The organism is Flavobacterium sp. 140616W15, from assembly GCF_003668995.1.
Taxonomy (GTDB): domain Bacteria; phylum Bacteroidota; class Bacteroidia; order Flavobacteriales; family Flavobacteriaceae; genus Flavobacterium.
In genome coordinates this window covers 4,816,351-4,832,668 of record NZ_CP033068.1, presented here as the reverse complement: position 1 = coordinate 4,832,668, position 16,318 = coordinate 4,816,351, and the positions used below count along the sequence as shown (strand labels likewise).

The following is a 16,318-nucleotide window of genomic DNA, read 5'->3' as shown; positions in this document are numbered from 1 at the left end:
TTTCAAAATAGCAATAATTTGAAAACTTTTTAATTTTATACAAGTCCTCAAATTACAACCAAACCAAACCTACAATCTTGCAACCTTCTAAATTATTTCAATTTTGTTTTGACATCAGTTTTGAAAAAAATCTGAATACTTATATCCCAACCGCTTATATCATTGAAAACACCGATGAAATTAGATATTTAAACAAAAAAGCAACAACAGGCGTTCTAGAAAGTTTCGGAATTGTTTTCGAAGATTTAGACTCAAATACACAAAAAATACTAACTGCTTGTGAAGCATTAAAGCCTGAATTTATTTTCAAGAAATTTAGTGCAAAAATCAAATCAGCAAAAATAATTACGGATTTACAAAAAGATTCCAAAATTGATTTTGCAATTCGCCAGCATTTACAACTAAATCTAAACACCTTTTACACGCTAATTGTAAAAGAACAATTTCCTTTATCAATTAACATGGGAGTTGAAAAGGATTTTTATCGCTCCCGAATTAGTATCGAACCTCTAGATTTTGAACCTCAAATTCAATTTGACAAACACTCAGAAGGAATTACATATACCCTATCTTTAAAAGAAAACAACACTACTTTTTCACCCATGAATAGTAGTGTCGACATACTATTAGACGAACCAAGCTGGTTAATTATTGATAAAAAACTAGGACAACTAAAGGAGTTGAATTCTAAAAAGCTCACCCCTTTTTTAAAGAAAAAATCAATCGAAATCCCTTCAAGATTAGTTGATGATTATTTTAAAAATTTCATTCCTGAAATAGCTAAAAAAACTGACATTGGAGCAACTGGTTTTGAAATTGAACTTCGTGATAAAATTATTTCTTGTACGATTCAACCCGTTTATGATTTCTTTAAAAACTGCTACTATCTCAACCTTTATTTCGACTATAATGGCTATTTATTTGATGCCAATAAAACTAAAAACACACATACATTTGTTGATTTCAGCATTGCTAATGAACCAAAAATAATTCAGTTTAAACGAAGTCCTGACGAAGTTTTATATACCGAAAAACTACTTGAAATTGGTTTCATAAAAATTAAAAATGAATTGTTTGGATGGAACACTGACACTGAAGCTCATGATCCTTATACTAATATTCAATTGGTTATTAATCGGAAAGAAGAGCTAGAAAGTTTAGGTTTTACAATTGAAAAACTTCAACTGGAAAGCAAAGAAATCATCACAGAAAGTCATACCATTTCGGCTTCAAAAGGAGAAACAAAAGAAGATTGGTTTGACATCAAAATAATCCTTACAATTGGAAATTTCACTATCAATTTTAGTGAAATTATTCCGAATATAAAAAGCAAAGAAAGGCTCTTTTTATTGCCTGACGGAAACTATTTTTTGATTCCATTAGAATGGCTCAGTAAATATAGCTCGCTGGCAAAATTAGCCAGAACAGAAAATGGAAATCTTCTTTTGCGTAAAAGTAATTTTGCGGCTTTGGATGCAATTCCGGAAATCAAAAACGATGTAAACCCTATTCTTAAAGCTGAATACGCCTCTTCTGATTTGTTAAAAGCTACTTTAAGACCCTATCAAATTGATGGTGTCAAATGGCTTTTGAGTCATTTTAACTCCAATTTAGGGGCTTGTCTGGCTGACGATATGGGACTTGGAAAAACGTTACAAACTTTGGCTGTATTAGTTGCCGTTCAGGAACAGCTAGGATTTACAACCAAAACCACCAATTTTGATTTGTTTCAAAACGAAACCGTTATTGAAAGAGATCCTTTAAAAACCTTGATTGTTCTACCTTCTTCATTGGTTTTTAACTGGTATAATGAATCTCAGAAATTCACACCGCATTTTTCAAAAATGCAGTATGTTGGTAACGACAGAAAACTATTAGCGAGTAGATTAGAATCATCCGATTTGATTTTCACTAGTTACAGCATCATTCACCGTGATATTGCAATTTTAGAAAAGTATAATTTTCGCTATTTAATTTTGGACGAAAGTCAATACATCAAAAATAAAAATTCTAAAATTTTTAAAGCGATTAATAAAATAAACACAGAACATAAAATAGCTCTAAGTGGTACACCTATCGAAAACTCATTAGACGATTTGTGGTCGCAAATGCAATTTATAAATCCTGATATTTTGGGTAGTTATAATTTCTTTGCGGAAAATTTCAAAATCCCGATTGAGAAAAAGCAAGATGAAGATAGTTTAACTGAGCTAAAAAATCTTATTCAGCCTTACATTTTAAGAAGAACCAAAGAACAGGTATTAAAAGACTTACCAGAATTAACAGAGCAGATTTATTATTGCGACATGGATCCTGAACAGGAGAAATTATATGAAAAAGAAAAATCAAAAGCTCGTAATTTTTTATTAAAAACAGATGGCTCCGGTCCAGACAAAATTAGCATCATCAATACGTTGATGAAGTTAAGACAACTGAGTAATCATCCTAAAATGGTAGATCAGGAATCAGAAATTGATTCTGGGAAATATAATGCAGTTACAAACTATCTAGAAACTTTAGTAAAAGGGAAACAAAAAACCATCATTTTTAGTTCATTTGTTACCAATTTGAGTTTTTATACAACTTGGTGTAAAGAGAACAAAATAGATTTTTGCGAGATAACAGGTGAAACTCCTGCTAAGAAAAGAGAACAGCAAGTAAATCTGTTTCAGGAAAATGAAAATCCTTTGTTATTTTTTATTTCACTCAAAGCAGGTGGCGTTGGTTTAAATATCACCAAAGCTTCTTATGTTTTATTCTTAGATCCATGGTGGAATCCTTTTGCTGAAAAACAAGGAGTAGGTAGAGCTCATAGAATTGGACAATTAAATAAAGTAAATGTCATTCGATTTATTTCAAAAAATACGGTTGAAGAAAAAATAATTAAACTGCAAGAAAACAAAAAACTACTATCAGATTCACTATTAGAAGAAAGCTATATTAACGACGAAATCGAAATTAATTTAGAATATATATTAGGTTCTTAACAAATAGGCCCATTTTTCGTTATATAAAATTCCTATATTTACATTTTTGCAACGTAATATATTATGCTAAAATCTATCTTCCGAAAATTAGTTCTCCTTCTTATTTTTACTTCGGCAAAAGCCCAAGTACAATCTGAAATTGCCCCTCCCTATAATATAAAGACTGTTTCTTTTGTACAAAGCGGACAAAATATTGTTCCAATATTCGAATTAGGAAGTGAGATTCAATTGCAATTTGATGACCTTTTTGGTAATGAAGCCGATTATTACTACGAAATAACGCACTGTGACTATAATTGGATTCCTTCAAATATTCCAAAAACAGAATATCTACAAGGATTTGATGGCCAGAGGATCACTAATTACATTAACTCATTCAACACACTACAAATATACTCACACTATAAACTCTCTTTCCCTAATCAATTCACTCATATATTGATTACAGGTAATTACATTCTCAAAATTCTGAATGAAGATAAAGAAGTGGTTTTTTCTAGAAAGTTTATTGTGTACGAAAATTTAGTTACTGTACCTGCACAGGTAAAAAGAAGCCGAACAGTAAACAATATTGAACATAAGCATAATTTAGATTTTTCTATAAAATCTAGCTCTCTTAACTTTCAAACTCCTTTACAAAATGTAAAAGTTCTTTTATTACAAAATGGCAATTTCAATACTGCAATAAAAAACATTCCGCCACAATATACCATCGGGAATGACTTAATATATAAATACAATGATGAAACTCAATTTTGGGCAGGAAACGAATTTCTATATTTTGAAAATAAAGACATTCGCAACGCAGGTAACAATGTGGGAAGAGTTGATTCAAGCAAAGACATATACAATTCTTATCTATATACTAACCAAGCGCGAGGAAACTTTCCTTACACCAACTATCCAGACATAAATGGTAACTTTCTTGTAAAAAATATAAACGCAACAAATAATGAGATCGAAGCTGATTATGCTTGGGTTTACTTCACCCTTTCGGCACCTGCTTTCCGACTCAATAAAGACATTTATGTTAATGGAATGTTTGATAATTACAGCTTAACTCCTGAGAATAAAATGGACTACAATACAGAAAAAGGAGTCTATGAAAAAGCAATAATGATAAAACAAGGATTTACTAATTATCAATATCAAATAGCTGATAAAAAAGGGGTGATCGATTTTGAAAATGCAATTGATGGTAATTTTTATCAAACCGAGAATGAATACACCATACTGGTTTATTATCGTGAGAATAGTGACCGTTATGATCATGTAATCGGAAAAGGATCCGCTAACTCACTGAATATCATTAACTAAAAAACATTTAGCAAATGATTCTTTTAAATCATTTTTTTTTGTAAATTTGCTTCTATTACGCACATATATAACACTTTAGTATGGTTTCTCAAATAACAAGAGGCATAAAAATATCCGTTTTAACTAGTTTTGAAGGTACTTACTTCAAGAACTACAAGATTCATTTTGCCTTTAGCTATGTAGTTACTATTGAGAACCATAGCAAAGATTCGGTACAACTTACTTCTCGCCATTGGGAAATTTTCGATTCGCTTAACGATATCGAAATAGTTGATGGTGAAGGCGTAATTGGAAAAAAACCAGTTTTAAAACCTGGTGAATTCCATACCTATAGTTCAGGATGTCTTTTATCATCTCCTTATGGAGCGATGAAAGGATATTTTAATATGGTAAATTTTACTACTACAAAAATTTTCAAAGTTATAGTACCTAATTTTAGAATGTGTGCTCCTTTTGCTTTGAACTAAATTCTTATTGCATCTAAATATTTTATAGTTAACTTATAACAAAATTATCAGATTATTAATTTAACCTTCGTACTTTTGTAGAGCGTTAGATAATTCGTATAAAATGAATTATCCAACTGTTAATTTGTCTAATTATCTAATTTTAAACAATATGCTAAAAGGATTTTTTCATGTACCTAAAGCGGTAAACGAACCCGTAAAAGGATATGCTCCAAACTCACCAGAAAAAGCAGCAGTACAAGCAGCTTACACTACAATGTGGAACTCTAAAATTGATGTTCCGTTATATATTGGAAGTGAAGAAATTAAAACTGGAAACACTAGAAATATTACGGCTCCTCATGATCACAAACATGTAGTAGGTACCTACCACTTAGCCGAAAAAACACATATCGAAAAAGCAATTGCTAATGCGCTTGAAGCAAAAGACGCATGGGCTAATATGGCATGGGAACAACGTGCTGCTATTTTCTTAAAAGCTGCTGAACTTATTGCTGGCCCTTACAGAGCTAGAATAAATGCTGCTACAATGATCGGACAATCAAAAAACATTCACCAAGCTGAAATTGATGCTTCATGTGAATTAATTGATTTCTTACGTTACAATGTTGAGTTCATGACCCAAATTTATGCAGATCAGCCAAAATCTGATTCTACAACTTGGAACCGTCTTGAATACAGACCTCTAGAAGGTTTTGTATATGCAATTACTCCTTTTAACTTTACTGCTATTGCTGCAAATCTTCCTGCAAGTGCTGCAATGATGGGGAATGTTGTTATCTGGAAACCAAGTGATAGCCAAGTATTCTCAACTAAAATTATCATCGACGTATTTAAAGAAGCTGGAGTTCCAGACGGTGTAATAAATGTTGTTTTTGGTGATGCATTAATGATTACTGATACAGTATTAGCAAGTCGTGATTTTGCAGGAGTTCACTTTACAGGTTCAACTCATGTATTTAAAGATATTTGGGCAAAAATTGGTGCAAACATTCACAATTACAAAACTTACCCAAGAATCGTAGGTGAAACAGGTGGTAAAGATTTTATCATTGCACATCCAAGTGCTAACGCTAAACAAGTATCAACTGGAATTGTACGTGGAGCATTTGAATTTCAAGGACAAAAATGTTCTGCAGCTTCAAGAGCTTACATCCCACAAAGTTTATGGCCAACAATAAAAGAACAATTAATTACTGACGTGAAATCTATGAAAATGGGTTCACCAGAAGATTTTGGTAATTTTATTACTGCTGTTATTCACGAAGGATCTTTTGACAAGTTAGCAAGTTTTATTGACCAAGCTAAAAAAGACGCTGATGCAGAAATAATCGTTGGTGGAAATTACGACAAATCTGTTGGATACTTTATTGAACCAACTATTATTGTAACTACAAACCCTAAATATACTACAATGGAAACCGAATTATTCGGACCAGTAATTACTATTTATGTATATGAAGATGCAAAATGGGAAGAGACTTTAGAATTAGTTGATACTACTTCTGAATATGCTCTTACTGGAGCTGTATTTAGTCAAGATCGTTACGCTATTGAAGTAGCTACTACAAAATTACAAAATGCAGCAGGTAACTTCTATATTAATGACAAACCAACAGGAGCTGTTGTAGGAATGCAACCATTTGGTGGTGCAAGAGCATCAGGAACAAATGACAAAGCAGGTTCTGCATTAAACTTATTGCGTTGGGCTTCACCAAGAACAATAAAAGAAACGTTTGTAACTCCAGAAGATTATAGATATCCTTTTTTAGGAGAATAGTCTCCAAAGTTTAAGAACATAAAACCCCACAAGCTTCAAATATTTTTGAAACTTGTGGGGTTTTCTTTTATAAAGTTTTTTTCACAAATTCATTTTTATTTGTAATATTTTTCGCTTTTTATTGATTTTCAAAAACATACAAGCGATAAAATACCCTATTATGCTATTTTTAAAACTTATCATGACATAGTTAAAATTAAGTACAAATGTAAATTTGAATATTCTTGATCAAGTAACATAGCCTTGAGAAATAAAAAACAAATATTCGTATGTAAAAATTAAATAAAGTAATTATGAAAAGTATAGAAAAAGCGCCAAAAATAATTCGCGAAGCCAAAAGCATCAATCATCCAATTGATTTTAAATGGAATGGAAAAATAATGGAAAAACTTATCGATCCTGCTGAAAATCACGACAAACTAGAACTCGCCTTAACAGGCATTAGCCATAAAGCTTCTTTAGGACTAACAGCTGCTTTACTCGAATGGATATACTGGCGTTATAAAAATCACACCGAAGCATCACAAGAAATGAAACAACGTATTGAAGCACTGTGGTGTGCAGTATCAAATCCTGAATACACAAAGCCATTAGTATTTGACCTCAATATGAATGTGCCTGCATCTGGACCTATAGACGGCCCGCTATGGGTTGCACTTATGAATGTGAGAATGATAGATGTACTACGTCGCAAAGGATCGTATTACCTTCAAAGTGAAATTGTTGGTCTAGCTCTACTTGCTCGTCACATCTCACCTAAGAAAAAAATATTTAACAAATGGCTTAAAAGCACCTTAAAAGAGCTTAACCTTTTATTCCCATGTCGATATGCTTATGATGATTTGGATAGTAATAACGATGTATATAATCCTTCTGCTGAACCTGTAATATGCCGTGATTTTTTCTTTGATCCATTTTACAAATACACCATAAAATCTTCAGAGATTGCAATTAAGACTTTTGTTGCAAGGCTGGATTACGAGATAAATCCTTTCTTATGTTTTCCAAGTGAAAACAACTAAAATCAACATTTTATATAAGAAAACACAAGTTTCTAATAATTTGAGACTTGTGTTTTACTTATGATAATGAATCAAGTCTATTTTCCTAATTCAAAACTAGAAATCGTGTGAAAAGAATCTATTTCAGTATTCTTCTCTCCTTTAAAAGTATCGTAGTTTACAACCAACAATTTCCCTTTATAAATTATCGTTTCACAAGGGTTATCTAATTGTCCATCAGAACCATCAGCATTACCATTTTCCCAAATTAGATGAATTGTATTTGTATTTAAATCTAACTGATGAACGCTATTATTATCGTAATTGGCAATAAAAATAGAATTCCTTTTTTCATCATAAAAAAATCCATCACAACATTTTAATTTATCCGAGTCAAAAACTACTTTTTTAGATTTAAGCTTACCCTCTTTTGTAAATTCAAGTTTTGTAATTACACCATCTCCAAAATTTCCTGCATACAGATTCCCTTTTTTATCAAAAGCAATACCGTCAATACCAATGGTTCGTTTTGTTACTTCGGGTTTAAGAGTAAATGTTGTTACTAAATAATTAGGTTTCGTATTTTTATCTAAAGTTATTTTACCCGAATTTAATTCTTTCAGAGAGAAGCTATAAATCCCACTTTCTCTCCTATTCTCAAAAAGAGCATCGGTTATATAAACTCTATCTTTATACCATCTTACTGCTTCACCAAAATTGAAACCTTCTGCTAATACCTCAGCATATTTAGGTTTTCCATTCTCAACTACAACCCTTAACAATCTAGAGAAATTTTCTTTATCAGCAAAAAACTGATTATCCATTATATATAAATTTCCATCAGGACCAAATTCCATTCCCATAGGATGTACCTTCTTTGTTACAGGATGCACGGGGAGTTTATCAAACCATGTTACAGGTTTGTCATTTTTATCAAAAGTCAAAATTTTACTTCCATGCTTTTCAAAAGTCATCGGATTAGTGATAGATAAATACAGATTACCTTTTTTATCCAGAGCCATCCCATCGGGAGTTTGACACGTTTCACCTAAATCGGCAAACAAAGTTGGTTTAATCATTTTCGAAACTTCGCTATAAGTTATTTCTTGCTTGTCTTCTTGTGAAAATAAATTTACGGCATTCATAAGAATCAGAATACCAATTGCATTTTTAATCATTGTCTTCATTTTGTTTAAGTTTAAGTGTTTTTGGATTGTTTAAAAAAGTATACTTTTTAGCTCATTTACTAAAAATAATGCGAATAAAAGAATCAGTTTTATCATGATTTATATATTTAAAGCGAATATAATTACAGCGCCAATTTGTTATTTAGTGCGCAATTGAAAACCCAGTTTTAGCATTCAAATAATCGATACTGAAAAAATATCTCATTCGTATGCTCAAACACTGTTTTTAGGAGTGATAATGCTTTATTTAAAGCTAAGAACAAAGCAGACTTCTATATTTTATTATCTTGTTCCCTCTTAAAACATTATAATGCATTTTTTAAAAAATATCGACCTAAAAAGAATCCTCTTCCATTGTATCTATTGGATTTCATTTTTGCTACTATACGTCAACGGAAAGTCTGATAATGATTCTTATTATGACTTTACGTTTGTTTATGCGTGGAAAATTTTAGCGCAAGCAACTGCCGCTTACGGATTAATTTATTGGATTATCCCTCAAACCCTTAACAAAAAAAAATATTTACTTTTTATACTTTTTGCTACAAGTTGGCTCTATTTTGTTTTTGCTCTTTTAATGATCTTTAAATACTATTATTTAGAACCTAAATTCCCTGGATTCTTTGATGATTGGCTTGGGCATAAAATGTCGGTTCCCGAAAGATTAACTTCTTTTAAATTAATCTTTAGAGAATTTTCTTTCATCACTTATCCTATTATTATTTTGGGTTTTATAAGTTTTAATCGCAAGCAGCAACGCCTTTTAAAGTTGGAGGAAGAAAAAAAATCAATGGAATTAAAAGTATTGAAGAATCAACTGAATCCTCATTTCCTTTTCAATACCCTAAATAATTTATATACACTAACGCTGAAAAAAGATGACAAAGCACCCGAAGTAATTGCTAAATTATCTGAAATTTTAGACTTTGTATTGTATCGATGCAACGAAGATTATGTTTCTATTGAAAAAGAAATTGCTTTAATCGATAACTATATTGCCTTAGAAAAACTACGTTATAACGAAAACAGATTAAATATTTCGTTTACCAAAGACATCCAGGAAAGCAATAAAATTTCACCACTTATTATATTGACATTTATAGAAAATGCATTTAAACATGGTGTTATTAATGAGACTGAAAAAGCTAATATTAAACTGAATTTAGAGAGTAAAAAAGGACAAATAATTTTTAGTATTGAGAACACAAAACCTCAAAATGATACTGCAGTAATTTCAGACAAATCAAAAATTGGATTAAAAAACGTTCGAAAACAATTGGATTTATTGTATCCAAAAAAACATCAATTAGAAATAGAAGAAACACAAAACATATATACCGTTAAACTTTTTCTTACTCTTTAACATTCTTGAATCAACTTATCACCAAAAACTAATCATTACAAATTTTATGAAAAAACAGTCCTTCATTGTTAGTCTTTTTTTTATTCTCTATTTTATTACTGCAAATAGTCAATCTAAAACAATTGATACTTTGGTTGATGTCGGTAAGCACCGTATTCATTTTAAAATAGTGAAAGGAAAAGGTACACCTATTCTTTTTGATGCAGGTGGCGGGAACGATGGTTCTGTTTGGAATTCGATTCTAAAACCTATTTCCGAATTAACAGATGCAACTTTAATAACATATGACAGAGCTGGTTTTGGTACAAGTACTATTGATACTCTACAAACCGATGATTTGAAACACGGAATTATAAGCAGTGTAGAAGACTTAGAAATTGGCTTAAAAAAACTTGGCTATGACAAAGAAATCATGTTGGTCTCGCATTCTTATGGTGGTTATCTCTCTACTCTTTATGCAGCAAGACATCCTAAACTAGTTAAAGGGGTTGTTTTAATTGACGTTAATCACAACTATTATGAAGATGGCTACATTCAAAAAGTACTTGCTACTCAAGACAAGCTTATACCTCAATGGAAAAAAAACAACAAAGGGATTTATTATATGTCAGCAACTATCGTAGAAACTGTAAAGACAATGAGTAAGTTCTCTATTCCTAAAAACATCCCTGTTATTGATTTTGTCAACGAAATTCCTTTCTTAAAGATACCTGAAGAAATTGAACGTTGGAAAGAGTGTCATAAAAAATATGCAACAAAGAATTCTAATGTTACCAGTATAACTGCTTATGGTTGTGGCCACGCGATCTGGATAGACAATCCTCAATTAGTAATAACTACAATTGCTAAAATGTATGCCAATGGTTCTAAACAAAAAACTGAAATTCAAGAGCGCACTTTACAATACGCAATTCAATCTTTTAACGAAGGGAAGAAAGAGCAATTAGCATACAATAATTCAGAAGATGATTTAAATAATTGGGGATATGAATTATTACACAAAAATGAAAATGAAAAAGCATCCGAAGTATTTAAACTTAATGTATTATTGAATCCTACAAGCTCAAACGCTTATGATAGCTATGGTGAAGCTTTGTTGAAAATGAACAAAAAAGAAGAAGCTATTGCAATGTATAAAAAATCTATTGCTCTCAATCCTGAGAATAAAAACGGAAAAGAAGTTTTAGAACGTTTAGCAAAAGAAATAGACTAGATTACTTAAAAAAATCAACATTAGAATAACATGAAAAAAAAATCAAATCATTCTTTATTAAAAGTAATCATTTTAAGTTTTATTATACAAGTGCTCCCTTTCTATGGTAGTGCACAAACTAAATCGGACGCACTAGACAAGTTAATGAAACATTACCATGCAAATGGTATTTTTAACGGAACTATTCTAGTTTCTGAAAACGGAAAAGTAATTTATCGCAACGCTTTTGGTTACGCAAATAATGAAACCAAACAGCTATTAACACCCGAGTCATGTTTTGATCTTGCTTCGGTTTCTAAGCAATTTACTGCAATGGGAATTATGATTTTAAAAGAGAAGAACAAACTTTCTTATGATGATAAACTCATAAAGTATTTTCCAGAATTTCCTGCTTATGCAAATGATATTACTATACGAAATTTATTAAATCACACATCGGGTTTACTAAACTATTATGAGTTCTCTGACAAAGACAATTTGACAAATTTTGAAATATTTAAAATATTAATAAATAGAAATCAATTAAGTTTTAAGCCAGGCGAAAAATATGCTTACAATAACGGAGGTTATGTAATATTGGCATTAATTATAGAAAAAGTTTCAGGTGTATCATTAACTACATTTATGAAAAAAAACATCTTTGATCCGTTGAAGATGAAAAATACATCTGTCTGTAATGATCCAGGATTTAAAATAAAAAATAGAGCCATTGGTTATAACAGGATTGGAGAAATAGATGATTATAAAATTTCGCACACAGGTTCTACTAGTATATTTTCAAATGTAGATGATTTATTTTTGTGGGAACAATCACTGTATACTGAAAAGCTTGTATCAAAGAAAACAATAGACGAGGCTTTTACCCCAGCAACTTTAAAGAATGGTTCTGTATCAAATTATGGGTTTGGATGGCGAATAAGCAAAGACAAACAACAAAAATCAGTAGAACATTCAGGAAGGCAGTTTGGATACCGCACTTTTATAAAGAGAGATTTAACTAAAAATAATTCTTATATTTTACTAACTAATTATGGTGATGCGATTGCATTTAATGAAATAAATCTTGCTATCGATAACATCCTATCTTCAAGTCCCTATATGCTTCCAAAAATTCCAGTTTTTTCTAAACTTAAAGAAGCCATAGATAATAATTCTGTCGAAACAGCTATAGAAATCACAAGAAAAGCTATAAAAGAAAAACCAAATGAATTTGCTCTTAACGGTGATGGTATTAATGAATTAGGATATAAATATTTAAGGGAGAAGAAAACAAACGATGCATTATCTCTTTTTAAATTTAATCTCGAATTAAATCCAAAATCTTCAAATACGTACGATAGTTTAGGTGAAGTTTACCTGGCTATAAACGATACAATAAAAGCTGTAGAAAATTATAAAAAATCAGCCGAACTGGATCCAAATAATTCTAATGCCATTAAAGTTCTAACTAAATTAGGAATTGCTACTGATAAACTGACTCGAGAAATCACAGTTCCGTCAGGAATTCTTAAAACTTATGAAGGCAAATATCAGTTGAATAAAAATTATTTCTTCACTGTTACTTCAAAAGAGGAACAACTGTTTATTCAGGGAACTGGAGAAGCTATAACAACAGTATTTCCTATATCAGAAAATAGATTTTACAGTAAAATAATAACAGCTCAATTTACATTTAACAAAAATGCAAACGGAGAAATTGATAGTCTTACATTAAATATGGGAAGTGAAGTGGTTGCACAAAAAGTGAACTAAAATTAACCGTTTATAAAAAACGAACATCTTACTGCGGTTTTAACATATAAAGAAAAACAAAAAAACTTTTTCAAATGAAATATAAATGCATTATCGTCGACGATGAACCATTGGCCAGAGAGTTAATCGCATCGCATCTATCTAATTTTGAGAATTTCGAACTAATCGATTCATTTGAAAACGCATTAAAAGCCTATACTTTTTTAGAAACAAATACAGTCGATTTATTATTTCTAGATATTGAAATGCCATTATTAAAAGGAAATGATTTTTTGAAGAAACTAAAAAATCCACCTAAAGTAATTTTCACAACCGCTTACCGAGAATATGCTATCGAAGGATACGAACTCAATGTTATAGATTATCTTTTAAAACCAATTACTTTTGATCGTTTTTTTGTTTCAATAGAAAAATTCAAACAATTACAAACTCCCAAAAAAGAAGACAAAATAGTTGCTGAAAATCATATTTTTGTATCTAGTGGAAGTAAGAATATCAAAATAATTCTTGGAGAAATCTTATATATCGAAAGTCTAAAAGATTATATCACAATACATCTTGAAAACGATAAATCACATCATCTTAAACAGAACATCTCTGCCTTCGAAAAATTATTAGATTCAAATTTTGTCCGAGTTCACCGTTCTTTTATTATTCAAACAAAAAAACTAACAGCTTATTCTAAAAATGAAGTCGAAATAAATAATGTAGAAATCCCAATAGGAAGCAGTTATAAAGAAAACTGGCTAACTTATTTAAAAACTATCAAATAATATAAAACCCCACAAACTTCAGATGATTCTGAAACCTGTGGGGTTTATTTTTTATCAAATCAAATAAATTAAAACTTATTTTCTACTTCTGCCGCTTGCAACATTAAATAATGCAAATCTGTATTTTTTACAAAAGGTTTTAAAAGTTCACTTCCTGGACCAAACATAGCCAATTCAACATAATCAGCAGAGTGATCCATACTAATCCAACCAACAGAGTTTATTTTACCCTGCATTTCTGCAAAAGCTTTATATGGTAATTTTTTGTAGTTATACAATCCGTCTTCTTTATGTAAGCCATCATAATAACTCAAAACTGTTTTTGCATCATCATCTGATACCGAATGTCCATTTGCCTTTTCAATAATTTCTTTTACTTGTGAAATTGAAGAATCAGGTTTAATCTGATTTAAAATCCATTCATTAGTCTGCGTATATTTCTGAACACTATCAAAATTCTCATTAGCGTATTTACCATAAATAATCCCGGGATTAGCATTCCCGTGGTCTGTAGTAATAATAACCAACGTTTCCTTGTCTTTTTCAGCAAAATCAATTGCAATTTTCACTGCTTCATCAAATTCAATTTGATCATTAATCAAACCTGCAATATCATTTCCGTGTGCAGCCCAATCAACCTTTCCACTTTCTATTTGCAAAACAAAACCATTTTTATGGTCTTTCATTCTATTAATAGCTTTCTGAGCCATTTCGGCTAAACTCGGAACCGTTTCTTTCAAGGTTTTATCGCTATTTCTATCTACATAATACGGAAGACCATCTTCTGAAAACACCCCTAAAATAGGCTTAGCGTTAGAAGCTGCTTCCATTTCAGAACGCGTTTTTACCACCTGATATCCTTTTGCGCTAAAAGCAGCATACATATCCTTTTTATCTTTTCTTACACTAGAGTTAAAATAGTTTGAACCTCCACCCATCATAACATCAAAACCAAGATCTAAATATTGTTCTGCAATATCATCCTGAGCATTTCTGCTTTTACTATTAACACAAAAACCAGCAGGAGTAGCATGAGTTATTGGAACTGTAGTTACGCAACCAGCCATTTTTCCTGCCTTCTTGAACTTTTGCCAAATAGGCAAATGTGGTTCTCCTTGAGGGCTAACATTAAGGACTCCATTATTTACTCTAAAACCACCACCCCATGAAGAGCTGGCTGCCGATGAATCGGTTACAATAGAACTAGCCGAAGCAGTATCCATCAATGCTCTCGAAACTCGATTGTCTTTATATAACTGTATCCAATTGGATCCTTTTCCAGTTTTTCTGTTCAAATACAAATCGGCCATATTTAATGTCCCAGTACTCATCCCATCACTAACTAAGAGAATAATATTTTTTGCTTTCTTATTTTTATTAACCGATTCTAAATCTAAAATATTAGCCGAACCCTGAAAAGGACTCATAACTGCTGCTCCAATTGTAAATAAAGAGCCATTTCTAAAAAACTTCCTTCTATCCATCATTACTTTGTTTATGTAAGTATTTCAAAGATAAAAAAATACACCAACTAACAAAATTATCTTTCTGTTATCATACCAAACTTGTCGCCTAATCATAAATTTTCTAAATCCATTTAAACACGAATGACGCCAATTCACACTAATTCATTTGTAAAATTAATTCCTCTAACAAAGTCAACCTATTAAGATTGGTGTGATTCGTGTTTGTACTTTATACTTGTATTCAAAACTTAGTAAAACAATCTAAAAAGCAAAAACCCCATCTAATCTAGACAGGGCTTTATAAATCGCATTTTGATAAATCTTAAACTGTAAACTTCAAAGGCAGATGAACTACTTTTTTTGTTTCAAAGAATTCATCTTCAAAGAAATCGGTTAAATTATATTCTGTTGCCTTAGGAAAATCTTTCAACTCTTCAGTTAAATCTCCACCTTTAAGGTATAAAATTCCGTTTTTAAGTTCGTGTTTGTGTTTTTTCTTGATTTTATCTTTAATCCAAGAAACAAAATCAGGCATGTTAGTTACAGCACGACTTACAATAAAATCGAAATCGCCTTTCACATTTTCAGCACGAAGCTGTTCAGCTTTAACATTCTTTAAATCTAGAGCATCAACAACTCCTTGAACCACTTTTATTTTTTTTGCGATAACATCAATCAAATAAAAACGAGTTTCAGGAAAAAGTATCGCTAAAGGAATTCCCGGAAATCCACCACCAGTACCCACATCAAGAACATAAGTTCCTGGTTCAAATTTCATGATTTTTGCAATCCCTAACGAATGTAAAATATGTTTTGTGTATAATGAATCTATGTCTTTCCTAGAAATAACATTGATTTTTTCATTCCAATCGTGATATAAAAAGTCTAATTTTTGAAATTGTTCGATTTGAAGATCGGTCAAATCAGGAAAATATTTCAATATCTCATCCATTGTTCTATTTTTTTAACAAAAGTACTACTTTACGATTGAAATATTTAACTCAATTTTGTA

The 16,318-nt window shown here is 31.0% G+C and carries 12 protein-coding genes; 9 read left to right on the top strand and 3 right to left on the bottom strand.

What is annotated here, in order from left to right:
• The first annotated feature begins 77 nt into the window (after positions 1-77).
• From EAG11_RS21130 to EAG11_RS21110, 5 genes are all read left to right on the top strand, one after another.
• The gene (locus tag EAG11_RS21130) at positions 78-2,987 is read left to right on the top strand and encodes a DEAD/DEAH box helicase (protein WP_129540921.1); all 2,910 of its coding nucleotides are present in this window, start codon (positions 78-80) and stop codon (positions 2,985-2,987) included.
• Between the two features lie 63 nt (positions 2,988-3,050).
• Complete coding sequence (locus tag EAG11_RS21125) at positions 3,051-4,304, top strand: DUF5103 domain-containing protein (RefSeq protein WP_129540920.1); 1,254 nt, start codon at positions 3,051-3,053, stop codon at positions 4,302-4,304.
• An 80-nt stretch (positions 4,305-4,384) separates the two neighbouring features.
• Entirely contained in the window at positions 4,385-4,771 is a 387-nt protein-coding gene (gene apaG / locus EAG11_RS21120; RefSeq protein WP_129540919.1) for a Co2+/Mg2+ efflux protein ApaG, read from the top strand.
• Positions 4,772-4,922: 151 nt separating this feature from the next.
• The gene (gene pruA / locus EAG11_RS21115; RefSeq protein ID WP_035618140.1) at positions 4,923-6,551 is read left to right on the top strand and encodes an L-glutamate gamma-semialdehyde dehydrogenase; all 1,629 of its coding nucleotides are present in this window, start codon (positions 4,923-4,925) and stop codon (positions 6,549-6,551) included.
• A 293-nt stretch (positions 6,552-6,844) separates the two neighbouring features.
• The gene (locus tag EAG11_RS21110; RefSeq protein WP_129540918.1) at positions 6,845-7,573 is read left to right on the top strand and encodes a hypothetical protein; all 729 of its coding nucleotides are present in this window, start codon (positions 6,845-6,847) and stop codon (positions 7,571-7,573) included.
• 77 nt (positions 7,574-7,650) lie between these two features.
• Here the strand turns inward: EAG11_RS21110 and EAG11_RS21105 are convergent, their stop codons facing one another.
• Positions 7,651-8,739: a hypothetical protein gene (locus EAG11_RS21105; protein WP_129540917.1), complete on the bottom strand. Its 1,089-nt coding sequence runs from the start codon at positions 8,737-8,739 to the stop codon at positions 7,651-7,653.
• A 310-nt stretch (positions 8,740-9,049) separates the two neighbouring features.
• Here EAG11_RS21105 and EAG11_RS21100 point away from each other — a divergent pair, with 310 nt between their 5' ends.
• From EAG11_RS21100 to EAG11_RS21085, 4 genes are all read left to right on the top strand, one after another.
• Positions 9,050-10,102: a sensor histidine kinase gene (locus tag EAG11_RS21100; RefSeq protein WP_129540916.1), complete on the top strand. Its 1,053-nt coding sequence runs from the start codon at positions 9,050-9,052 to the stop codon at positions 10,100-10,102.
• Positions 10,103-10,148: 46 nt separating this feature from the next.
• Positions 10,149-11,315: an alpha/beta fold hydrolase gene (locus EAG11_RS21095; RefSeq protein ID WP_129540915.1), complete on the top strand. Its 1,167-nt coding sequence runs from the start codon at positions 10,149-10,151 to the stop codon at positions 11,313-11,315.
• A gap of 30 nt (positions 11,316-11,345) precedes the next feature.
• Complete coding sequence (locus EAG11_RS21090) at positions 11,346-13,067, top strand: serine hydrolase (RefSeq protein ID WP_129540914.1); 1,722 nt, start codon at positions 11,346-11,348, stop codon at positions 13,065-13,067.
• Between the two features lie 74 nt (positions 13,068-13,141).
• Positions 13,142-13,840 (top strand): LytTR family DNA-binding domain-containing protein, encoded by a 699-nt coding sequence (locus EAG11_RS21085; protein ID WP_129540913.1) that lies wholly within the window; start codon positions 13,142-13,144, stop codon positions 13,838-13,840.
• A gap of 68 nt (positions 13,841-13,908) precedes the next feature.
• On the opposite strand, the gene EAG11_RS21080 is transcribed toward EAG11_RS21085, so the two are convergent.
• Both EAG11_RS21080 and rsmG read right to left on the bottom strand, forming a co-directional pair.
• A complete protein-coding gene (locus EAG11_RS21080) occupies positions 13,909-15,324 on the bottom strand; it encodes an alkaline phosphatase (protein ID WP_129541157.1) in 1,416 nt (471 codons plus the stop codon).
• 304 nt (positions 15,325-15,628) lie between these two features.
• On the bottom strand, positions 15,629-16,258 hold the full coding sequence (gene rsmG, locus EAG11_RS21075; protein ID WP_129540912.1) for a 16S rRNA (guanine(527)-N(7))-methyltransferase RsmG: 630 nt from the start codon (positions 16,256-16,258) through the stop codon (positions 15,629-15,631).
• Positions 16,259-16,318 lie beyond the last annotated feature (60 nt).